The 21,383-nt window shown below is 70.0% G+C and carries 18 protein-coding genes; 10 read left to right on the forward strand and 8 right to left on the reverse strand.

Features of this window, described 5'->3' with window-relative positions:
- Position 1: 1 nt before the first annotated feature.
- From ACG83_RS03215 to ACG83_RS03225, 4 genes are all read left to right on the forward strand, one after another.
- Positions 2-1,969: a potassium transporter Kup gene (locus ACG83_RS03215; protein WP_054564634.1), complete on the forward strand. Its 1,968-nt coding sequence runs from the start codon at positions 2-4 to the stop codon at positions 1,967-1,969.
- A gap of 188 nt (positions 1,970-2,157) precedes the next feature.
- Entirely contained in the window at positions 2,158-2,283 is a 126-nt protein-coding gene (locus ACG83_RS47550) for a hypothetical protein (protein WP_255354678.1), read from the forward strand.
- On the forward strand, positions 2,280-4,736 hold the full coding sequence (gene ppsA, locus ACG83_RS03220; RefSeq protein ID WP_054564635.1) for a phosphoenolpyruvate synthase: 2,457 nt from the start codon (positions 2,280-2,282) through the stop codon (positions 4,734-4,736). Before ACG83_RS47550 ends, ppsA begins: the two co-directional genes overlap by 4 nt.
- 173 nt (positions 4,737-4,909) lie before the next feature.
- Positions 4,910-6,580 (forward strand): SulP family inorganic anion transporter, encoded by a 1,671-nt coding sequence (locus ACG83_RS03225; RefSeq protein WP_054564636.1) that lies wholly within the window; start codon positions 4,910-4,912, stop codon positions 6,578-6,580.
- A gap of 84 nt (positions 6,581-6,664) precedes the next feature.
- Here ACG83_RS03225 and ACG83_RS03230 read toward each other — a convergent pair whose 3' ends face one another.
- From ACG83_RS03230 to ACG83_RS03245, 4 genes are all read right to left on the reverse strand, one after another.
- On the reverse strand, positions 6,665-7,897 hold the full coding sequence (locus tag ACG83_RS03230; RefSeq protein ID WP_054564637.1) for an amidohydrolase family protein: 1,233 nt from the start codon (positions 7,895-7,897) through the stop codon (positions 6,665-6,667).
- Positions 7,898-8,032: 135 nt separating this feature from the next.
- Positions 8,033-8,728, reverse strand: coding sequence for a TetR family transcriptional regulator (locus ACG83_RS03235; RefSeq protein ID WP_063792970.1), 696 nt, complete (start codon positions 8,726-8,728; stop codon positions 8,033-8,035).
- Between the two features lie 135 nt (positions 8,729-8,863).
- Positions 8,864-9,790, reverse strand: a complete 927-nt coding sequence (locus tag ACG83_RS03240; protein ID WP_054564638.1) for a cyclase family protein — start codon at positions 9,788-9,790, stop codon at positions 8,864-8,866.
- A 38-nt stretch (positions 9,791-9,828) separates the two neighbouring features.
- Positions 9,829-10,959, reverse strand: a complete 1,131-nt coding sequence (locus ACG83_RS03245; protein WP_054564639.1) for an LLM class flavin-dependent oxidoreductase — start codon at positions 10,957-10,959, stop codon at positions 9,829-9,831.
- A 240-nt stretch (positions 10,960-11,199) separates the two neighbouring features.
- Between ACG83_RS03245 and ACG83_RS03250 the strand changes: the two genes are divergently transcribed.
- From ACG83_RS03250 to ACG83_RS03275, 6 genes are all read left to right on the forward strand, one after another.
- On the forward strand, positions 11,200-12,660 hold the full coding sequence (locus tag ACG83_RS03250) for an aldehyde dehydrogenase family protein (RefSeq protein ID WP_054564640.1): 1,461 nt from the start codon (positions 11,200-11,202) through the stop codon (positions 12,658-12,660).
- Positions 12,661-12,805: 145 nt separating this feature from the next.
- Positions 12,806-13,918 carry a Zn-dependent alcohol dehydrogenase gene (locus ACG83_RS03255; protein WP_054564641.1) on the forward strand — a complete coding sequence of 371 codons (1,113 nt, stop codon included), beginning with the start codon at positions 12,806-12,808 and terminating at the stop codon, positions 13,916-13,918.
- Between the two features lie 151 nt (positions 13,919-14,069).
- Positions 14,070-15,422: a hypothetical protein gene (locus ACG83_RS03260; RefSeq protein WP_054564642.1), complete on the forward strand. Its 1,353-nt coding sequence runs from the start codon at positions 14,070-14,072 to the stop codon at positions 15,420-15,422.
- The gene (locus ACG83_RS03265; protein WP_054564643.1) at positions 15,419-15,955 is read left to right on the forward strand and encodes a flavin reductase family protein; all 537 of its coding nucleotides are present in this window, start codon (positions 15,419-15,421) and stop codon (positions 15,953-15,955) included. Before ACG83_RS03260 ends, ACG83_RS03265 begins: the two co-directional genes overlap by 4 nt.
- A 93-nt stretch (positions 15,956-16,048) precedes the next feature.
- Positions 16,049-16,819 (forward strand): SDR family NAD(P)-dependent oxidoreductase, encoded by a 771-nt coding sequence (locus ACG83_RS03270; protein WP_054565383.1) that lies wholly within the window; start codon positions 16,049-16,051, stop codon positions 16,817-16,819.
- Between the two features lie 111 nt (positions 16,820-16,930).
- Positions 16,931-18,700, forward strand: a complete 1,770-nt coding sequence (locus tag ACG83_RS03275) for an amidohydrolase family protein (protein ID WP_054564644.1) — start codon at positions 16,931-16,933, stop codon at positions 18,698-18,700.
- Between the two features lie 29 nt (positions 18,701-18,729).
- On the opposite strand, the gene ACG83_RS03280 is transcribed toward ACG83_RS03275, so the two are convergent.
- From ACG83_RS03280 to ACG83_RS03295, 4 genes are all read right to left on the reverse strand, one after another.
- On the reverse strand, positions 18,730-19,125 hold the full coding sequence (locus ACG83_RS03280) for a hypothetical protein (RefSeq protein ID WP_054564645.1): 396 nt from the start codon (positions 19,123-19,125) through the stop codon (positions 18,730-18,732).
- 10 nt (positions 19,126-19,135) lie between these two features.
- Complete coding sequence (locus ACG83_RS03285) at positions 19,136-19,600, reverse strand: MerR family transcriptional regulator (RefSeq protein ID WP_054564646.1); 465 nt, start codon at positions 19,598-19,600, stop codon at positions 19,136-19,138.
- The gene (locus ACG83_RS03290) at positions 19,597-19,935 is read right to left on the reverse strand and encodes a hypothetical protein (RefSeq protein WP_054564647.1); all 339 of its coding nucleotides are present in this window, start codon (positions 19,933-19,935) and stop codon (positions 19,597-19,599) included. The genes ACG83_RS03285 and ACG83_RS03290 overlap by 4 nt, the downstream gene beginning before the upstream one ends.
- Before the next feature lie 174 nt (positions 19,936-20,109).
- Positions 20,110-21,030, reverse strand: a complete 921-nt coding sequence (locus tag ACG83_RS03295; protein ID WP_235497559.1) for a C40 family peptidase — start codon at positions 21,028-21,030, stop codon at positions 20,110-20,112.
- Between the last annotated feature and the right edge of the window lie 353 nt (positions 21,031-21,383).

Raw genomic sequence — 21,383 nt, forward strand, 5'->3', positions numbered from 1 at the left:
TGTGACGGATCGGCAGCAGGGGGCCCCGGAGCCCGCACCGGTACGACCGTCGGACGCCCACAGTCCGCCTTCGCGGGACGTGGTGCGGCTCGCACTGGTGGTCGGTGCGCTCGGAGTGGTGTTCGGCGACATCGGGACCAGCCCGATCTACACCCTGCAGACGGTCTTCAACCCGGAGGACCCGCACCCCGTCCCGGTCAGCACGGACAGCGTGCTCGGGGTGGTGTCGATGGTGTTCTGGTCCGTCATGATCATCGTCACGGTCACCTACGTGCTGCTGGCGATGCGCGCCGACAACGACGGCGAGGGCGGCATCATGGCCCTGATCACCCTGCTGCGGCGGCTGGGCACCCAGCGGGGCCGGCGAGCCACCGCCGCGCTGGCAGGGCTCGGAATCTTCGGCGCCGCGCTGTTCTTCGGCGACAGCATGATCACCCCGGCGATCTCGGTGCTGTCCGCGGTCGAGGGCCTGAAGATCGTGAAACCGTCGTTCGACGATCTCGTCGTGCCCGTCACCGCGGCGATCATCGTGGTGCTGTTCCTGGTACAGCGGCGCGGCACCGCGGCGGTAGGCCGGATCTTCGGACCGGTGATGATCGTCTGGTTCGTGACCATCGGCGTGCTCGGGGTGGCCGGCATCACCGGGCACCCCGCCATCCTCAAGGCACTGTCGCCGACCTACGCGGCAGGCTTCCTGGTCCATCACATCAGCATCGGATTCTTCGCCCTGGCGGCGGTCGTGCTCGCGGTCACCGGCGCCGAGGCGCTGTACGCCGACATGGGTCACTTCGGCCGCAGGGCGATCACCCGGGCCTGGCTGCTGCTCGTGTTCCCCGCGTGCGTGCTCAGCTACCTCGGCCAGGGAGCCCTGCTCCTCGAACACCCGGATCGCATCAGCAGCCCGTTCTTCCTCCTCGCTCCCGGCTGGGCACGGCTGCCGCTCGTCCTGCTGGCCACCGCGGCGACGGTCATCGCCTCCCAGGCCGTGATCACCGGGGCGTACTCGGTCGCGTCCCAGGCCGCCGAGCTCGGCTACCTGCCGCGGCTGCGTATCGCCCACACCTCGGAGTCCACGATCGGCCAGATCTACATCCCGTGGATCAACTGGCTGCTGATGGTCTCGGTGCTCACGCTCGTCTTCGCGTTCCGCAGCTCGGCGGCCCTCGCCTACGCGTTCGGCATGGCGGTCACCGGGACGATCACCATCACCACCCTGATGTTCTTCTACGTGGCCCGGCTCAGATGGCACACCCCGCGATGGCTGCTCGGCCTGGGCGCGAGCGTGCTGCTGCTGGTCGACCTCCTGTTCGTCGCGGCCAACCTGACGAAGCTCGTCCACGGCGCCTGGCTGCCGCTGCTCATCGCGCTGACCGCGTTCACGGTCATGACGACCTGGCAGCGAGGACGACAGATCGTCACCGCGGAGCGGCACAGGCGCGAGGGATCACTGCGCGACTTCGTCGAGGAGCTGCACGCGACCACGTCGCCCACGGCCCAGGTGCCGGGCACGGCCGTGTTCCTCAACCGCGGCAAGCAGACCGCCCCGCTGGCACTGCGGGCCAACGTCGAGCACAACCACGTACGTCACGACCTCGTCCTGATCATGTCGGTCGAGACCCTGCCGGTGCCTCGTGTCCCGGTGAACGAGCGGATCGCCGTGGACGACCTCGGCTACGCCGACGACGGCATCAGCCACATCACCGCCCGGTTCGGCTACATGGACCAACCAGACGTGCTCGGCGCGCTCAGGGCACTCGACCCGGCCACCATCGAGGGACAGCGACTGAACCTCGGCCAGGCGTCCTACTTCCTGTCCAAGATCGAGCTTCGCGTCGGGGACGCGCCGAGCATGGCACGCTGGCGCAAGCGGCTGTTCATCGCGACCTCCTACATCACCGCCGACGCCGCCGAACACTTCGGACTCCCCCGCGACCGCACCGTCATCATGGGCGCGCACATCGAGATCTGACGACGAACGCCGTCGCACGCGACGGTCCGGCTCCACCGCGGCGCCGACGATGGCGGGATGTCGGCCCCGCCGTACGCAGCACTGGCTCCGAGCGGGTCCAACGATGTCCAGCGGTCCCGTCCGGGCCAGGACCATCCGCCCATAGGTGGCGGGAGGTAGCTCACTCGGAGCGACGTTCGTCCGGCGACATGCTGATGGTCATCCCGATCGAGGCGGACATGATGCCTGCCACCACCGGTACGAAGGCCACCGCGGCGGTGGGTGAGCTGGTCGGCGTTGTGACGGGAGCGAGCGGCAGGGAGGGCGACCGGTGAGCGAGCGTCGGTGGATCGCATGGTTCAGGGAGATCGGTGCGGACGACGTCGGGCAGGTCGGGGGCAAGGGCGCGAACCTCGGAGAGCTGACCCGCGCCGGGCTGCCGGTGCCGCCCGGTTTCGTGATCACGGCGGACGCCTATCTCGACGTCGTCGACGCGGCCCGGATGCGCTCGGAGATCGCCGCCCGCGCCGCGCGGATCGACCCTGACGACAACACGCAGCTCAAGCAGGTCGCCGGGGAGTTACGAGAGCGCATCGAGGCGGCGCCCGTCCCGGAGCCGCTGCGCCAGGCGATATCGGAGGCCTACCGAAAGCTGGGCGGTGGCCCGGTGGCGGTACGGTCGTCGGCGACGGCCGAGGACGCGGCCGACACCTCGTTCGCGGGCATGAACAGCACGTTCACCAACGTCTGCGGTGCGGAGGAGCTCCTCGCGCGGGTACGCGAGTGCTGGGCATCGCTGTACGGGCCGCGGGTCGTCGCCTACCGGGCCAGCCACCACCTGGCGGCCGAGCCGCGGATCGCGGTCGTGGTCCAGCGGATGGTCGACGCCGAGCGGTCGGGCGTGATGTTCTCAGCCGACCCACTGACCGGTGACAGGACCCGGATCGTGATCGAGGCAGCCTTCGGGCTCGGCGAGGTCGTCGTCGGCGGCGAGATCATCCCGGACACCTACGTGGTGGACAAGGACGGTCTGCGGCTGGTCGACGCCCGGACCGGCGCGCAGGGCCATCAGATAGTCCGTGGCCGCGACGGTCATGACCTGACCGTCGACATGCCGGCCCGGGACCACCGCCAGGTCCTGTCCGCGGACGAGATTCTGGGCCTGGCCAGGCTCGCCCTGCAGGTCGAAGAGCATTTCGGCGAGCCGCAGGACATGGAGTGGGCGATCGAGGGCAGCCACACCCACCTCGTGCAGGCCCGCCCTGTCACCACCGGCGCGCCCAGGGGTGCGGCGGCCGCGGCCGGACGGCCCATCGCCGGTCCGGCCACGGCTCCCGGTGAGCCGGGCCCGGCTGTGCTGCCGCGCCCCGGCGTGGCACCCGCCGGCACGGTGTTGCTGACCGGCCGGGGCGGCTCGCCGGGCCGGGCCGGTGGAAGGGTCCGTGTCCTCGCCTCACCCGACGAGGCCGCGGCGTTCACCTCCGGCGAGATCCTGGTCGCGGCGATGACCTCCCCGGACTGGGTGCCCGTCATCCGCCGTGCCGCCGCCGTGGTCACCGACAGCGGCGGCGTCACCTGCCACGCGGCGATCGTCGCCCGCGAGCTCGGTGTCCCCTGCGTCGTTGGAACGAGCACGGCGACGTCCACCTTGCGGACCGGCGACCAGGTCGTCGTCGACGGCGCCCTCGGCGTGGTCGAAAGCGCGGGCGCGGGAGAAGCCGCCGCGGGGACACTGGCCAATCCCACCCGGACCGTGGTGATGGTCGCCCCGCCGGCCGTGGTGGCGGACCGGGCGGAGCCCGGCACGGCGGTGATCCCGGCCCAGCATCCACCGGCCGTGGGTGCCATCGAGCCGACCGCCACCAGGCTCTACGTGAACCTCGCCGTCGCCGACCACGCGGAGCAGGTCGCGGCCCTGCCCGTCGCGGGCGTGGGCCTGCTGCGCGCGGAGTTCCTCCTCACCGACGCCCTCGGCGGCATGCATCCCCGCCACCTGCTGGAGCTGGGGCGGCGCGCCGAGTTCACAGCACGGATGACGGCGTCACTGCTGCGCATCACCCGCGCGTTCGCCCCCCGGCCGGTGATCTACCGGGCCACGGACTTCCGCACCAACGAGTTCCGCGGGCTCACCGGCGGCGAGCGCCACGAGCCGATCGAGGCCAACCCGATGATCGGCTACCGGGGCTGCTTCCGCTATATCCACGACCCCGCCGTGTTCGCGGCGGAGCTGGAAGTACTCGCCGCCGTGCGGGAACACACCCCCAACCTGCACCTCATGATCCCGTTCGTGCGGACCGCGTGGGAGCTCGAAGCCTGTCTGAAGGCAGTCGACACCAGTCCGCTCGGCGAACATCGGGACATGCTCCGCTGGGTGATGGCCGAGGTGCCCTCGGCCGCCTACTGGATCCCCGCCTACGCCGGGCTCGGGATCGACGGCGTCTCCATCGGCGCAGGCGACCTGACCCAGCTCGTGCTCGGCGTCGACCGCGACTCCGAGACCTGCGCGGAGCTGTTCGACGAGGCCGACCCCGCGGTGCTGGACACCATCGCCCGCATCATCACCGCCTGCCAGGACAACGGCCTCACCTCGTCTCTGTGCGGCCAGGCCCCCTCCACCAGACCCGACTACGTCGAACGGCTCGTCCGGCTCGGCATCACCTCCGTGTCGGTCGACCCGGACGCCGTCACGGCGGTGGCGTGGTCCATCGCCGGCGCCGAACGCCGCATCCTGCTCGACGCCGCGCGGGCCCGGCCCCCGCAGGAAACCAGCGTGCGCCCGCCACGATGACCGAGGTCGTGGCGGGCGTGGACGGACGGCTCGGCCACCTCGCTACGATTGCCAGGCGGCGGCGCTCGCGCTGCTGCTGAGCCGTCTGCTGCGGGATCGGCTCCGGTGGTGTAGTTCTTCCCGAGGGTGGCATTCGTCGTCACCATCGCCGCCGGACAGGAGTGCCGTTCCCCGTGTTCCACCCACGTCTCCCGCGCCCGCCGCGCTACTCCCGCCGGTGGGTTCGGGGGGACGTCACCAGCGGCCTCACGGTGGCCGCCTATCTGATCCCGCAGGTCATGGCCTACGGCGCGCTGGCGGGCGTGGCACCCGTCGCGGGCCTGTGGGCGATCGCTCCCGCCATGGTCGCGTACGCGCTGCTGGGGTCGTCGAGGCTGCTGTCGGTCGGCCCGGAATCAACCACCGCGCTGATGACAGCGGCCGCCGTCGCCCCGCTGGCGGACGGTGATCCGTCCCGGCATGCCGCTCTCGCGGCCACGCTCGCCGTGGGGGTCGGGGTGTTCGCGGTGGCCGCCGGGTTCGCGCGGCTCGGTGTCATCGCCCACCTGCTGTCGCGGCCGATCCTCGTCGGCTACCTCGCCGGGGTCGCGATCATCATGGTCGTCGGGCAGTTGGAGAAGGTGACCGGAGTCCCGGTCGACGGCGACAGCCTGTACGGGGAGCTCCACTCGTTCGCCACCTCACTGCACCACCTGCACGGGAAGACCCTCGCGGTTTCGGCCGCCTCGCTCGCACTGCTCGTCGCGCTGCACCGGTGGACGCCCCGGCTGCCGAGCCCGCTGATCGTGATCACGATCGCGACGGTCGCGGTCTGGGCGTTCGGCCTCGACGAGCACGGCGTGCGCGTGGTCGGTCACGTCGACGCCGGCCTCCCGCACCTGGCGCTGCCGACGGGGTCCGACCTCGTCGACCTCGCTCCGTCCGCGCTCGGCGTTCTCTTCGTCGGCTTCGCCGACAACATGCTCACCGCCCGTGCCTTCAGCGGGCGCGACAGCCACCAGATCAACGCCAACCGGGAGTTGTTCGCGCTCGGCGCGGCGAACCTGGGAGCGGGAGTCGGGCAGGGCTTCCCGGTCAGCAGCAGCGGGAGCCGTACCGCGCTCGCCGCCTCCAGCGGCGCGCGCACCCAGCTGTACTCCCTGGTCGCGCTCGGCGCGGTCGTCCTGGTCCTCGCCTTCGGACGTCCCGCGCTGGCGATGTTCCCGATGGCGACCCTCGGCGCGATCATCATTTTCGCCGCGACCAGGCTGATCGACGTCGCCGGCTTCCGTCGGCTTGCCTCGTTCCGGCGCAGCGAGCTCGCGCTCGCGCTCACGGCCGCGGTGGGCGTCCTGGTCTTCGACATCCTGTACGGGGTGCTGGTGGCCATCGCCGTGTCGCTGCTGGATCTGCTGGCCCGGGTCGCCCGACCCCACGACGCGGTGCTGGGCCAGGTTCCAGGCCTGGACGGGATGCACGACGTGGACGACTACCCGAACGCCCGCACCGTCCCGGGCCTGTTCGCCTACCGGTACGACTCGCCGCTGTTCTTCGCCAACGCCGAGAACTTCCGCCGCCGTGCGCTCGCGGCTCTCGACGCGTGCAGCGAGGACGTCGACTGGTTCGTCCTCAACATGGAGGCCATCGTCGAGGTCGACATCACGGCACTCGACGCGCTGGAGGACGTGCGCGCCGAGGTGACCCGCCGCGGCATCGCCTTCGGCCTGGCTCACGCCAAGCACGACCTGCTCGACGACCTCACCGCCTACGGGCTCACCGCGAAGATCCAGCCTGAAATGATCTTCCCGACGATGCGTGCCGCCACAGCCGCCCACCACCTGCGGCTGGGCCCCGCACACCCCTGACCGCCGCGGGCGCGGCGCCGGCGTTCCGGATGTCGACCGCCCCGCTGCGGCGGCATCCGACGACGGAACCCACGTCGTGGGTGGTCAGGGCGTGATGCCGAAGCGATGAAGACCGAAGGCGCGGATCGCGTTTCCGCGCACCAGCTGGTGAATCTCGGAGGCCTCCATTCCGGCGCCGGCGACGAGCCGCTGGACAACGGCGCGGGAGTTCGGCCACGTCCCGTCCGTGTGCGGAAAATCCGTTTCGAAGAGAATGCTGTCCATGCCGACCGACGACCGGGAGACGAGGCCGTGCTGGTCGTCGAACAGGCAGCCGAAGACCCTGCCGGCGATGTAGCTGCTCGGCGGGCGCGGAAGGTCGATTCCGCCAACGCCCCCTTTCCACACCAGATCCATCCGCTCGAGCAGATACGGCATCCAGCCGACCTGGCTCTCGGCATATGTGATCGTCAGGCCGGGAAAGCGCTCGAGCGTGCCGGAGAATATCCAGTCGCACAGGGAGCCCTCCGCGTTCTGCGACGACAGGGACATGCTGACGGCCAGCGGGGCGTCCGGCGACGTCGTCGGCAGCGTCGACGAGGATCCGATGTGCATCGTGATGACCGTGCCGGTCTCCTCGCAGGCCTGGAACAGGGGGTCCCACCCCCTCGAGTGCAGCGAGGGCAGCCCGAGCCTGCTGGGGTTCTCGGAGAACGAGATGGCGAAGGATCCCTTCGCGGCGCAGCGGCGTACCTCCTCGGCGGCCAGCAGCGGGTCCCACAGCGGCACAAGGGTGAGTGGGATGAGTCGTCCGTGGCCGGGGCCCGCCGACCATTCGTCGATCATCCAGTCGTTGTAGATCCGCAGGCAGGCGAGCGCGACGGCCTTGTCCGCGCGTTCGGCGAAGCCCTGCCCGCAGAAACGGGGGAAGGTGTTCGGGAAGTTGATCGCCGCCTCGACATGGTTCGTGTCCATGTCGGCCAGCCGGGCGGACTGTTCATAGGTACCGGGCCGAAAGTCCTCGTAGACCGCCGGAAGGTTCTTGACCTCGTGCGCGGGAACGCCCGCCGAGGCATGCAGCAGCCCGGTCGGGTAAACGAGGTCGTCGTAGACCCACACATCGCACCACTGGCCGTCGGGGGCACCGCGCTCGAATCCGTAGTGACCGCCCGAGAAGACAAGTCTGACCTTCTCCCGCACCACCCGAGGACCGCGGTCGCGTAGTCCTGGAGGCAGCTCGGACCGCCAGAGGTCCCGGGGCTCCAGGATATGGTCATCCACCGAGATGATCAGGGGAATGTTCTCGATTTCCGGTCTGGCGGTCGTGGTGCTCACCATCGTCGCCCTTCGTCCGTGGTGGGGCCGCTTCCGCACCGGTTCGAGAGGCACGGTGAAGCCGCCGCAACGTGATCGGGATGGTTTTTCCGCGCGGTCATCGACCGCGGTGAACCCACTGCCGGGAAAGGATCAGGATCAGCTGCCCTCGGGGCGGCCCGTCTCCACATTCGTATCCGCGGAACGGGCACCCTCGACCGGCCGGTAGGCGTACTGGCCGGCGAGGACCACCTGGACCGTCGCCGCGACGGCTGCACGCAGCTCGTCCACGCTGCGCCGGCCGACCTGCCAGAAGTGCAGGTCGGTGAGGAAGGCCTTCCCGATTATCTCGGTGACGACCTTGTCTCGTTCGTCGGCGACGTGATCCGGGCCGTAGATCGCGGCACCGATGACAGTTCTCATCGCCGCTTCGGCCTCGTCGATGGCGACACCAGCGGCACTCGACGTCATCGCCTGAATGAAAGCTCCGACGAGGCGGGGATTGCGGTCGAGCCCATCGATGAGCAGGTTCATCACGGCGATGACCCGGGTGGCGGGATCGTCGCCGCTCCTCGGCACCGAGCGCAGATCCTCGCCGGCACCGCGCAGGCGGCGGATGAGTGCCGCGGAGAGCAGGAGCTCCTTGGACGGAAAGTAGCGGTACAGAGTGCCCAGTGCGACGCCGGCCTTCTCCGCGACAGTGCGCATCTGCACCGCTTCGTAGCCACCGCCGGCGGCGAGCCCGACCGCGACGGTCAGGATGCGCTCCCGCCGTGCGTGCTGGGTCGAGTTGGCCACGACCGCGCCGGGCTCGGATGCGCGGTCCGATCTGAGCGCGGCAGTGTCGGCCGACATTCCCGCGACCTCCGTCTCCGCGCCCTGCCCGCCACCGGCAGGTGGCCTCGTGCCCGGCCGCGCCGCCTCGCACCACCGGAGGTAGCCGACCTCTGACGTACGTCATCGCATGTGCGCTCAGCTCTCTTCGGGAGGTTACTTCACGGCGACCGGGTTGACAGGTGCACCGAGTCCGGCGCTGAAGGGCTGCGGCGTGGCCTCGAGCAGGAAGTCGTAACGACCGTCCGAGGCGCAGTCGGCCGCCAGTTCCTCCAGGTCGAAGTTCTGGCCCTGCGTGAGCCCCATCTCGACCAGGTGCAGCAGGTGGACCGGGAGATACAGATCAGGGCGCTCGCCGGGGAAGACCTCGAACGTCATCGTGTCGGTGGCGACCGCGGCGACGTTGTGGCGATGCAGCCATTCGACCGTCAGCATGGACAGGCCCGCCGCGGGCGCCATGTAGCCGAGCCGGTCACCCCGATGCAGAACGGTGATCTGCCCGGTACGGACGAGCAGGATGTCGCCCGCCTCGATCCGTAGACCGGCCAGGTCGACGGCACATTCAAGATCGTTCACCGTGATCGCATGGCCGCCGGGCAGGACGTCGACGCCGCGGGCGCGGGCGACGTCGAGAAGCACACCGCGCCCCACCAACGGCCCGATCTTGTCGATCCCGCAACGCCCCGCCCCCGCCGCGGTGATCGTCCGCGCGCCGAATCCGTTGTAGATGCGATTGTCGTAGGAGGCATGCGCGAGGGCGTCCCAGTGGGTGGCGGCCTGAAGCCCCATCACGACGACGTCGTCGGAGAAGCATGCCTGCGCCGGATCACCGGTGATGGGCTCGTTGAGCGACACCATGGTTCGCAGTGGGTTGATCCTGCCCGGCAACGCCCCGGTCTGCGGCCCGCCGGACGACAGCGGAAGCCCCAGCGCCAGCCGGCGGCCACTGCGTACCGTCGCGGCGGCCCGCCGGACCGCCTCCGGCGTGATCAGATTGACGGTCCCCCGCTCATCGCTCTCACCCCATCGACCCCAGTTGTTCACCTTCCGGGCGAGTTCGTGGAACTCGTCGGGTAACGACATCCGCCTGCCCCTCCCGATGCTCAGGCCGGCCGACCGGGTCAGGCCCCACCGACCTGCTCCTGCCGCTGCCGGGTGGTGCTGTGAACCGGATCTGTGTCGAAGCGGGGCAGCACGTGGCGGCCGAACGTCTCCACCGACTCGATGGCCAGCTCACGGGTCAGCGCACTCGAGAGGACACCGAACACCAGCTGGTCGGCACCGATGTCGACGTAGCTCTGGACCGAGCGTGCGCATTCCTCCGGGTCGCCGACGATGACGTACCCGTTGGTGATCGCCAGTTCGAGCAGGTCCGGAGTGACTTCCGGCAGCAGTTCCGGCCAGTCGGGCACGTGCTTCGGCTTCGGGAACGTGTCGAGATATCGGTAGACCAAGCTCTGCAGACGGCTCATCGACATGTCGAGGGCGGTCTCGCGCGCCCTGGCCCCGTCCGGAAGACACATCATCTGACTGGTGACCATGACATTGTTGTTAATGTAGCCGCCGACCGGCTCCGCCTTTTCGATGTTCTTCTTGTACACCTCGATCAGTGGCGCGAGCTCGTCGGGCGTACCGTGACCGAAGCACAGCACACCCAGCCCCATCCGGGCGGCCTTCTCGAAGGTCGCGGGATTTCCGGCGGCAACCCACAACGGCGGATGCGGGTCGGTGTACGGCTTCGGCAGCACCTGCCGCGGCGGTAGCGAGAAGAACCGGCCCTCGTACTGGTAGAGCCCCTCCTGCCACATCTTCGGGAGCTCGGCCACGACCTCGTCGAACATCTCCCGGGTCAGTGCCGGCTCGGTGATGCCGAACCCCTGCTGCTCGGTGCTGGACGAACCCCGGCCCATACCCAGCTCGAACCGGCCGTTGGAGAGGTGGTCGAGCATGGCGGCACGTTCGGCGATGCGTGCCGGATGGTTCACCGGCGGGGTGATGTTGAAGATCCCGCTACCCAGGTGGATCCGCTCCGTGACGCCGGCGAGATAGGCGAGGAAGCTCTCGTTCGAGGACAGATGCGAGTACTCCTCGAGGAAGTGATGCTCCGTTGCCCAGGTGTATTTGAAGCCAACCTGATCAGCGGCGCAAACAAGGTCGATCTCGGCTCGCAGGCGCTGATGTTCCGTGTCTGGAGGACCTCCTCCGGTGACCCTCTTCGGCATGTGAAGAGAATTAAAGAGCCCGAACTCCATGGCGGTGCCACCCCTCTCCGATGTCGACGGCAGAACGCCTGGCCGCCGATCAGCGGTGGACTAGAACTGGTTCTAGAGCGTAGCATGCCGATACCACCTGGCAAGCAATGCCAGCCATCTGCACCTGATCATAGAACTGGTTCTAGTATGAGGGCGCCGCCCGCTTATCACTCGTCTGGCGCGCAGCGATCACCACACAGCCCACGGAACGCCGAAGCGCTGCGAGAGGGGACGGGGTACATGGGTGAGCCCGACACGAAGATCTACGTCCACGGCGAATGGTGGGAGCCTGAGCACGGCCACTACCCGGTGCTTGATCCCGCGACGGAGCAGGTCGTCGGTGCGGCGCCGGAGGCTGGATCAGCGCAGGTGGAGGCCGCCGCGGCAGCGGCTCGCGCGGCCTTCGACGACTGGTCGGCCACCCCGCCGGCACACCGCGCCGAGATTCTGGACCGCATCGCCGTCCTGCTCGCCAAGCAGGCGGGCGAGCTCGTACCACTCGTGCAGGCCGAGACCGGCTCGACCATGCGGGTCGCCACGACCATGCAGGTGCCGGTCGCGATCGAGCGCTTCGAGCGCTACGCGCGGCTCGCGGGAGCCTCGACCGACCTTCCGCTCCCGCCGCAGGCCGTCGCGGCGACCGCGATGGCACGCGGCGGGCTCGTCGGGGCCGTCGCCCGCCGCGCCCCGGTGGGGGTCGTCGCGTGCATCACCCCTTACAACTTTCCGCTCCCCAACCTGGCCGGCAAGGTCGCGCCGGCGCTGGCCATGGGCAACACGGTGGTGCTGAAGCCTGCCCCCCAGGACCCACTCCAGGTGTTGCGGTTCGCCCAGATCGCCCACGAGGCGGGCCTGCCCGCCGGAGTGCTCAACGTCGTCACGGGTTCGACCGCGGGCAGCGGCGCCGCGCTGGTCGCCTCACCCGACGTCGACATGATCAGTTTCACCGGCAGCACGGAGGTCGGCCGGCGCATCGGCGAGGTCGCGGGGCGTGGCATCAAGCGTCAGTTGATGGAACTGGGCGGGAAGGGCGCGGCGATCGTCCTCGCCGACGCCGACCTGGACGCGGCGGCACAGGGCATCGGCAGCACCTGGAGCTTCCACTCCGGCCAGATCTGCACGGCGCCGACCCGGGTCCTGGTCCAGCGGCAGGTCCACGACCAGCTGGTGGACAAGCTTGTGGCCTTCGCGGGGGTCTGCAGGGTTGGTGACCCACGAGACCCGCAGACGGTCGTCGGGCCGCTGATCTCGGCCGCCCAACGCGCCCGGGTCGAGGCACTGATCGCCGATGGCGCCTCGGCGGGCGCGACCGTCGCCGTCGGCGGCGGGCGGCCCGACCTTGACCGCGGCTACTACATCGAGCCCACGCTGCTCACAGATGTGGAGCCAGGCATGACGGTCGCCCAGGAGGAGTTCTTCGGGCCGGTGATCGTCGTGATCGGCTTCGACGACGCCGACGAGGCCGTGTCGATCGCGAACGGGACGCAGTACGGGCTCTACGACTACGTCTGGTCAGGTGACACCGCGCTCGCCTACCGGGTGGCGGGCCGGCTGCGCACCGGCAACGTCGGCATCAACACCATCGCGCGCAACAACGAGACCCCGTTCGGCGGGTTCAAGCGCAGTGGCGTCGGCCGTGACTGCGGGGAGTTCGCCCTGCACGCGTACAGCGAGATCCAGAGCGTCGTCTGGGACGGCTGAGCACTGTCACCCCGCCTGTCCTCTGCCGCTGCAACCCTCTGCCACTGCAACCCTCTGCCGCTGTACCTCTCCGCCGCTGTACCCCTCTGCCCCGCCGATTCTCACTCCCGGCCCGCACGGGCCTCCAGAAAGGATCTTGAAGGTTATGCAGGGTGTCGTCTGGGACGGCAAGCGCGCACAGCTGGTGGATGATCTCACCGTACGGGACCCGGGGGCCGGGGAGGTAACGGTCCGGGTCAAGGCGGCCGGGCTCTGCCACAGCGATGTGTCGGTGCTCAACGGCACGATCTCCTGGCCCACCCCCGCGGTCCTCGGGCACGAGGGCGCCGGCGTGGTCGTGGCGTCGGGGCCCGGCGTCACCACCCTGGCGGAGGGTGACCACGTCGTACTCACCACGCTGGGTAACTGCGGGGCGTGCGCGGAGTGCGACTCGGGCCGACCGACGATGTGCCGCGGCACCTTCGGCGGCAGGCCTGCGCCGTTCACCTGGCGTGGCGAGCCGGCCTACAGCTTCGCGAACGTCTCCTGCTTCGCCGAGCAGGTGGTGGTGCGGGCCAACCAGTGTGTGCCGATTCCCCGGGACGTCCCGATGGCCTCCGCCGCGCTGGTCGGCTGCGGGGTCGTGACCGGTGTCGGAGCCGTGCTCAACCGGGCCCGGGTGTCGACTGGTGACACCGTCGCCGTCATCGGCGTCGGTGGAGTCGGGCTCAACGTCCTGCAGGGTGCCCGGGTCGCGGGTGCCAGCCGGATCATCGCCGTCGACGTCAACCCCGCCAAGGAGCAGCTCGCCCGGCAGTTCGGTGCGACCGACTACGTCAACCCGGCCGGTGGCGATGTGGCGGGTGCCATCCGCGCGCTCGCGCCGGCCGGCGTCGATCACGCGTTCGAGTGCGTCGGTAGCTCCTCGCTGATCCGGGCCGCGATCGACTCTCTCGACTGGGCGGGGACCGCTGTCCTGCTCGGCGTTCCACCGGAGGGTGCGGAGGCCTCCTTCCGCGTCGCCGACCTCTACCTCGACAAGTCGGTCCTCGGTTGTCGCTACGGAGCCTCCCGGCCTCAGCGTGACATCCGCGCCTACGTCGAGCTCTACCGCTCCGGCCGGCTGCTGCTCGACGAGCTGGTCACCCGGACCTACCCGCTGGCCGACATCCACCACGCCATCGAGGACCTCGAGGCCGGCGATCTCGCCCGCGGCGTCCTCCTGATGGCCGACCAGCCGGGATCGCCGGCAGACCGCGATCAGCCGATCGGAATCTGATCCGGTAGCGCGCGTCGCGCGCGAACCATCGCGACTCTCACCAAAACCCGGAACCACGAAACCGGAAACCGGAACAGCTTGACCGCAACCAGCACATTTTCTAGATTAGAACTGGTTCTAGTTCTATCCCGCAAAGGCGGTATACGGTGCGATGAGCGAATCAGGAGAGACCAGCGAAGCCCCCGTCGAGGAACTCGGCGAGGACCCCTTCGACGGCCTCGGACGTCGAGAGCTGTGCTCCCTCGGCCGTGAATGGCTGCTGCACGGCCACCTCCAGGACCGCATCGGAATGCCGCTGGTGCTGGAGAACAGCGACCGGGAGACGATGGAGAAGGCCGCCATCGACCAGTGGATGGCGGCCAGCCCGGTCTATTCCCGGCGGGTTCAGCGGGCGCTCGGGTTCGGCGCTCCCACCGTCGAGTCGATATTCAAGAACCTCCAGCTCGACATCGGCACTCCGCACCAGTACCTCGACGTCCGGTACCGCCTCCTCGGGCCCGACCGCGGAGAGTTCTTCCTCGCCCACTGCGGTGCGCTGTTGGATGTGGAGCCGATGGGCGAGGAGTTCGTCCGCGGTATGTGCCACACGATCGAGGACCCCACCTTCGACGCGACCGCCGGCGCGGGCAACCCCCGGGCCCGGGTTCGGCCGCTGCATCGACCGCCGCGCACACCGGCCGGCCGCGAGCCGCACTGCCACTGGACGGTCCACATCGACGACGGCCCGCCCGTCGCGCCTCACCGCAACGAGGCACTCGTGGCCGCGTCACTCGCGGCGACGGTGACGCTGCCGGCGCCACGAGACGTGCCTGGCACCGAGCCCGGGGGGTGGCCTGACTACAGCGGCCCGTTCGCCGCGGACTTCGCGCTCGAGGACCTGTCCCGTTCCGCGCTGGTGATCGCGCTGCGCGAGGTGGCGCTGCAGAGCCACCTGTTGTTCCGCTCCTACCAGCTCGCCGTCGAGGACCACTTCGGTACGGAGCGGGTGGCCCAGGTCGTGCCCCGGGTCTTCGCCGGCCTCGGTGGGCTGACCTCGGAACGGCTACGGCGCTCGATGCGTCTGCCGGGCGGCGCGGAGAGCGTGGCCAGGGTCCTGCGGCTGCACCCGATGCTGGCGCCCGCCGGCTATGTGAGGACCCGGATCGAACTCGTGGACGCCACCCGGGTGAGATTCGCCCTTCGGGAGAGTCCCGTGACCTCGGAACCCGACGGCCGCACCTGGTTCGCCCGCCTGGGCCACGGTGCGGACAGCCTTGCCCAGATAGCCGCGCTGGTACGCGGCGTCGACGCCCGGGCCAGGGTGGGTGCCGCGCGCCTGCGGCCGGACGAGGTGCTCGCCTACGAGATCGAGGTCGACCCGGCCGCGCCGGAAGCACCCGAGGCCCCGGAGGTGGGGCTGGCGAAGATCAGCAATGGTGCGGGCTTCCTCTTCCGGCAGCGCCGTTCCCCGCGTGGCCCCGAACCGGTCGCGGACGTGCCGACGCGGACGGGTGGCCGGCCATGAGCTCGCAGCCCGGCGCGGCGGAGCGCGATGTCAACCGCGGGACGGCCCGCGTCGACGACACCGATCATCTACGTCGCGTCTTCAGCGCCTTCCCCAGCGGGGTGACCGCGGTCGCCGCGCTCGTGGACGGGTCCCCGGTCGGCATCGCCGCCAGTTCGTTCACCTCGGTGTCGCTGTGCCCGGCCTACGTCTCGATCTGCGTCGCACACAGCTCCACCACCTGGCCGGTGCTGCGGACGGCCGGCCGGTTCGGTGTCAGCGTGCTCAGCGCCAGCCAGGAGCAGGCCTGCCGGCAGCTTGGTTCCCGTGCTGGTGACCGGTTCGCCGCCCTCTCCTGGCAGGCCACTCCCGGCGGCGCGGTGCTGATGAACCAGGCGAGCGCGTGGTTCGAGTGCGGCATCGAGCAGGAGGTCCCGGTCGGGGACCACAACGTCGTGCTGATGCGTGTGCTCGATCTGAACGCCGACCTTCGGATCCCTCCACTGGTCTTCCAGTCCAGCCGGTTCCATCGGCTGCACTCGGTCGGCGTGTAGATGACCGCCGACCCCACCGGCGATCTCCCCGTTGCCGGCGGCCCGCCGCTGCCAGCACGCCCCGCCCGCCCCGACTCGACGACGGAGATCGTGATGTCACCCACCCTGACCGGCCGGCGATTCATCGGACGCAACGCACTCGTCACCGGCGCCGCGTCCGGAATCGGCCGCTCCGTCGTTCTCCGCCTCGCCGCGGAGGGTGCCTCGGTACTGGCCTGCGACGTCGACGCGGCCGGCCTGGCGGAGACGGAGAAGCTGGCCACGGACAGCGACGGAACGGTGCGCACCCGCGTCACGGACGTACGTGACCCGGCCGAATGCCGGGCGGCGGTCTCGGCCGCCGTCGAGGCGTTCGGCAGCCTGCACGTACTCGGAAACGTCGCCGGGATCCTGCGTTTCAACAACGTGGCCGATGTCAGCGAGCAGGAGTACCGGTCCATGTTCGCGGTGAACACCGACGGCTATTTCTTTCTGTGCCAGGCCGCTGTTCCCCACCTTCTCGCCAGCCACGGAAACATCGTGAACATCGCCTCCAACGCCGGAGTCATGGGGGGCGCCTACACGGTTGTCTACTGCATGACGAAGGGCGCGGTCGTCCAGCTCACCCGTGCGCTTGCCATGGAGTTCCTCAAGAAGGACCTCCGAGTCAACGCCATCGCACCCGGTGGGACACAGACGAACATCGTCCGCACGGCCGAGTTCCCCGCCGACACCGACTGGGAGCTGGTCGGGCGCTACAGCCTGCCGAAGCCCCTGGCCACCCCGGAGCAGATAGCGGCTCTGTTCGCCTTCGTGGCCAGCGACGAGGCCGCGAACATCAACGGCGCCATCCTCGCCAGTGACGGCGGGCTGACCGCCGGGTAAGTCGCCCGCCACCGAGCGAGCTTTTCCTGTCGCCACTGTGAACGGTTCAGATGACGCACCGGTCGGCAGGTCACCGATGAGGTTGCCGACGCCGCGAGTTAGGAGGTTCCCGTGTTCGACCTGATCATCGCTGGCGGGCGCGTCGTGGACGGCTCGGGCCGACCAGGCGTCCTGGCTGATGTCGGGGTACGGGACGGTCGCGTTGTCGCCGTGGACCACCCGGGCGCGCTGTCCGGCGTGCCGGCGAGGACCCTGGACGCGACCGGGCTCGTCGTGGCGCCCGGCTTCATCGACGTGCACACGCACTACGACGCCCAGCTGTGGTGGGACCCTGCCGCGAGCGCCTCCAGCCAGCATGGCGTCACGACCGTGCTGGGCGGGAACTGCGGCTTCAGTCTGGCTCCGCTGCGGGCGGACGACGGCAGCGCGGCCGGCAGCGCGGCCGGGGGCGCGACCGAGGCCGACTACCTGCGCCGGATGATGGCGAAAGTCGAAGGAATGCCCTTGGCGGCCCTGGAGACCGGCGTCAGCTGGGACTGGGAGTCTTTCGGCGAGTTCCTCACCGGCCTGGAGGGACGCATCGCGGTGAACGCGGGCTTTCTCGTCGGGCACTGCGCGCTGCGCCGCTATGTCATGGGCGCGTCCGCGGTCGGATCGGCGGCAGACGACGACGCGGTCGAGGCGATGGTCGTCCAGCTGCACGGCGCGCTGGACGCCGGCGCCCTCGGGCTGTCGACGACACTGTCGACGTCGCACGCGGACGGCGACGGGCGGCCCGTCGCCTCACGCTGGGCCACGACCGACGAGCTGCTCACGCTGTGCCGCGCGGTCGGCCAGCATGAGGGCACCTTCCTGGAAGCGATCGTGCCCGGCTGCCTGGACCAGTTCGACGACGAGGAGATCGAGCTGCTCGCGGGCATGTCCGCGGCGGCCGGCCGCCCCCTGAACTGGAACGTCCTCACCGTCGACGCGGCCGTCCCGGCACGGGTTCCCCGGCAGCTGGAAGCGTCACGCCGTGCCCGCGAGACCGGCGGACGAGTGATCGCGCTGACCATGCCGACCCTCGTCCCGATGAACATGAGCCTGCTGACCTTCTGCGCGCTACACCTGATTCCCGGCTGGGGCGAGGTGCTGCGCCATCCCGTCCCGGAGCGGATCAGCAGGCTCCGCGACCCCGAGGTGCGCGCGCGGATGCAGGCCCAGGCCCGGTCACCGGAGGCGGGGGTCCTGCGCCGGCTGTCCAGTTTCGAGGGCTACGTCATCGGCGACACCTATTCCACGGCCAACACGGGCCTGTCCGGACGCGTCGTCGGTGACGTCGCGGCCGAACGCGGGCAGGACCCGTTCACCACCCTGGTCGACATCGCGGTCGCGGACGGTCTGCGCACGGTGCTGTGGCCGACGCCGACCGACGACGACCACGCCTCATGGCAACTGCGGGCACGCACCTGGGAACACGAGGACGTCCTGCTGGGCGGTTCCGACGCGGGTGCCCACCTCGACCGGATGGCCGGGGCGCCCTATCCGACCCGCTTCCTCGCGGACTGCCTGCGCGGGCGGCGACTGGTGAGCCTCGAGCGGGCCGTGGCCATGATGACCGGCGAACCCGCCGCGGCTTTCGGGCTGCCCGACCGCGGGATCATCGCTCCCGGTCACGCCGCGGACCTGGTGCTGTTCGACCCGCGTACCGTCGACTCCACACCGGCACGTACCGTCGACGATCTTCCCGCGGGTGCGTCCCGCCTGACCGCGGACCCGATCGGCGTCGCGGCGGTACTGGTCAACGGCGTCGAGATCGTCCGCGCCGGGCGGCCCACCGGAGCGACCCCCGGCACCCTGCTGCGATCCGGCCGGGACACCGCGAGTGTCCGGACCCGCTGAGATCGCCCCACCGCTGATCGCGCCCGCTGTCAGCAGGCGCATCCTCCGCCGCAGCCACCGGGCCCACCGGTTTCGGGAATGCCGGTGGACCTACGGCGTCGCTGCCATCCCAGGAACACCACCGCCAGGACGGCCAGCGAGATCGCGGCGGCGATCAGGCCCTGGTTGACCAGGGCGGCGGCTCCGGCCGTGAGTAGCCCCACGCCCACCAGCACCGGCAGCGCGCAGCACGCGGCGCAGGCGAGCATCGCCAGCGCCGCAGGTAGGGCCGCTCGGCGCGGCCCCCGGGGCTGTTCCAGCCCCGGGGGCCGCCCGGGGGCCATCCGGATCTCCGAGGGTGCCGCGACGGTCAGGCGTGGCTCGGCAGAACGGGGATCGGTGGGACGGGGATCGGTGGGACGGGGATCGGTGGGAGTGGAGGTCATGGCTGGCTCCTCACGGGGCAGCAGGGCCGGTCGGGGCGGTGTCGAGGTGTTCGGGTGGTGGGCGTCGGGCGATCTCGACGTAGGGCAGTGGGCAGTCGGGGCAGGTGCAGTCGGTGAGGCTGTCGCAGCCGGCCTCGACCACGTCGGACAATGCGGCTTTGATCGTTTCCAGGTCACGGATCCTGGTATCGATCTCGTCGAGCTTCGCCAGGGCACGCTCCTTCAGCGCGCCGGTGGGGTGGCGGCGGCGGCCGGTGGCGAGCAGTTCGGCGACTTCGTCGAGGGTGAAACCGAGCCGCTGCGCGGCCTTGATCACACCAAGCAGGGTCACGGCGTCGGCAGGGTAGAGGCGGTGCCCGCCAGAGGTGCGTGCGGGTTCGGCGAGCAGCCCTCGCCGTTCGTAGTAGCGCAGGGTCTGGAGGTTCACCCCAGCCGCGGCGGCCAGCTCACCGGACCGCAGCCCGGTACTGGTCACTGGGCTGCCGCGGCGGTGGCGAGCGCGGCGAGTCCGTCGAGTACCGCCGTCTGTGTGTCAGGCACCTGAACGTCGAGGACGACCTGGTCGACGGTTGGCGTCAGAGTGAAGGTGAAGAACGAGCAGCATCGGCTCTCCCGGTCCGTGAGGTCACGGACGGTCTCCTCCAGCCCGCCACCTCCGGTCAGAGTCAGCCGCAGATGGCGGGCGTTGATGCGCTCCATCCGCTGCAGGGTGGTCGCGAACAGGGCGTCGAACTCGGCAATCCGCAGCGGCCGGGCAGCGCTCGGCAGGGTGCAGGCGTCCGCCTGCGGCAGGTCTCCGGTGAAGGGCATCAGGTTTCTCCTGTCGGGCCTGCGGCGCCGTATGCCGGCGCCCTCGACCCGACGGTAAGGCTGTACCTGGGTACCGGATGCAAGTCCGCGGCACCAGGGATCTCACCATCCCCGCCGCCGAGCTACGGCGAGCAGATCACCGGCAGGGCCTCCTGGTGTACACGGGAGCCCGCACTACCGAACCCGACCCACATAATAAGTGGAGCTGTAAATGGGTTGCAGCCGGACATTGCTTCCGGTCCTTGGCGCTGCCCACATATAGCCGTTTCCGGCGTAGATGCCCATGTGGGTGATGTTTGACGGGCTGCCGAAGAAGATGAGGTCTCCGGGCTGTTTCCCGGCCTTCGGTATACGTGTCGTGGCCTGGAACTGCTGCTGGGCGGTACGTGGGAGGTTCCGTCCAAGCTGCCGGTAGACGTACTGGGCGTATCCCGAGCAGTCGAAGGCGTAGGGTCCCGCGGCGCCGTAGACGTACGGTTTGCCGTTCTGCAGGGACGCGAGGTAGACCGCCTTCGCCCCGATCTCGCTCGCCGGGACCGAGTCGTAGGCCGGTGTGGACGCGGCGCCGGACCGCCCCCCTCCGGTGCGAGCGGGCCTCGCCGCCGAGGGTGGTGCCTGGACTGTGACTGTCGCCGCTCCGGCAATCGAGGGGCGCAGCGCGCCGGAGCCGTCGAACACGGCGGTGAGGGTGGTCGTGGAGAGCAGTCGAGTGGATATCCGCGCCTCGCCGGCGGCGTCCGTGCGGAGCGTGGCCGTGGTGGTCCATCTCGGTCCGTTGACAGCCACGATCCGGACGGCGGACCCGACGAGTGGATCACCATCGGCATTGGCCGCACGGACGGTGAACATCACCTCGCCGTTGGGCGCGACGGTCGCCCGATCGGAGGAGAAGGCGACACCGGTGAAGTTCCGCGACGGATCAGCGACGGCGGTGGCCAGTGCCGCAGCCGCACTGTCCGTCACCGCGGGCTGAGGACCCGTGTTCAGGACGCCAGCCGTGCGGACGGGGGGTGTCGGCGATGCCGCGGTGGCAGCGTCGCCGGTGGTGGCGAGCGCGAAGCCGGTCGAGGCGGTGGCCAAGCTGCCCGTCGTCATCAGAGCGAGCGTCGCTACGCGGCGCTGCGACGCTGATGCACGGGGCGACATTCCGCCTGTGCGTTCCGTGACCCTCGCTCGCGGATGGCGCCCCTGCGTCGGTACCGGTTCCTCACGAGCCCGGTAGCCGCGCCTTCTCGCACGATCCACCCCTACGTCCCTTCGTGCCCCCAATGCGATGGATCTACTATGCCATGTAGCAGATCGACATCCAATCGGCGCCTGGACTCCACGGAAACGATCACCAGACGAGCTGCTTCACCCGGAAAACATGGGATCCGTCCACCCAGGTCTAGATGGATGGCACCCCGCGGATCCAGCTGTAAAAACTACGATTGGTAGTAGGTACCAAC

Source organism: Frankia sp. R43 (assembly GCF_001306465.1).
Lineage (GTDB): Bacteria > Actinomycetota > Actinomycetes > Frankiales > Frankiaceae > Parafrankia > Parafrankia irregularis.

What these genes read in the sequence shown, in the direction of transcription:
- ACG83_RS47550 (WP_255354678.1), top strand. Translation starts at nt 2,158, where the DNA reads ATGCTGATGGTCATCCCGATCGAGGCGGACATGATGCCTGCCACCACC.
- ACG83_RS03230 (WP_054564637.1), bottom strand. Translation starts at nt 7,897, where the DNA reads ATGGTGAGCACCACGACCGCCAGACCGGAAATCGAGAACATTCCCCTG.
- ACG83_RS03235 (WP_063792970.1), bottom strand. Translation starts at nt 8,728, where the DNA reads ATGTCGGCCGACACTGCCGCGCTCAGATCGGACCGCGCATCCGAGCCC.
- ACG83_RS03240 (WP_054564638.1), bottom strand. Translation starts at nt 9,790, where the DNA reads ATGTCGTTACCCGACGAGTTCCACGAACTCGCCCGGAAGGTGAACAAC.
- ACG83_RS03245 (WP_054564639.1), bottom strand. Translation starts at nt 10,959, where the DNA reads ATGGAGTTCGGGCTCTTTAATTCTCTTCACATGCCGAAGAGGGTCACC.
- ACG83_RS03250 (WP_054564640.1), top strand. Translation starts at nt 11,200, where the DNA reads ATGGGTGAGCCCGACACGAAGATCTACGTCCACGGCGAATGGTGGGAG.
- ACG83_RS03255 (WP_054564641.1), top strand. Translation starts at nt 12,806, where the DNA reads ATGCAGGGTGTCGTCTGGGACGGCAAGCGCGCACAGCTGGTGGATGAT.
- ACG83_RS03260 (WP_054564642.1), top strand. Translation starts at nt 14,070, where the DNA reads ATGAGCGAATCAGGAGAGACCAGCGAAGCCCCCGTCGAGGAACTCGGC.
- ACG83_RS03265 (WP_054564643.1), top strand. Translation starts at nt 15,419, where the DNA reads ATGAGCTCGCAGCCCGGCGCGGCGGAGCGCGATGTCAACCGCGGGACG.
- ACG83_RS03270 (WP_054565383.1), top strand. Translation starts at nt 16,049, where the DNA reads ATGTCACCCACCCTGACCGGCCGGCGATTCATCGGACGCAACGCACTC.
- ACG83_RS03280 (WP_054564645.1), bottom strand. Translation starts at nt 19,125, where the DNA reads ATGACCTCCACTCCCACCGATCCCCGTCCCACCGATCCCCGTCCCACC.
- ACG83_RS03290 (WP_054564647.1), bottom strand. Translation starts at nt 19,935, where the DNA reads ATGCCCTTCACCGGAGACCTGCCGCAGGCGGACGCCTGCACCCTGCCG.
- ACG83_RS03295 (WP_235497559.1), bottom strand. Translation starts at nt 21,030, where the DNA reads ATGACGACGGGCAGCTTGGCCACCGCCTCGACCGGCTTCGCGCTCGCC.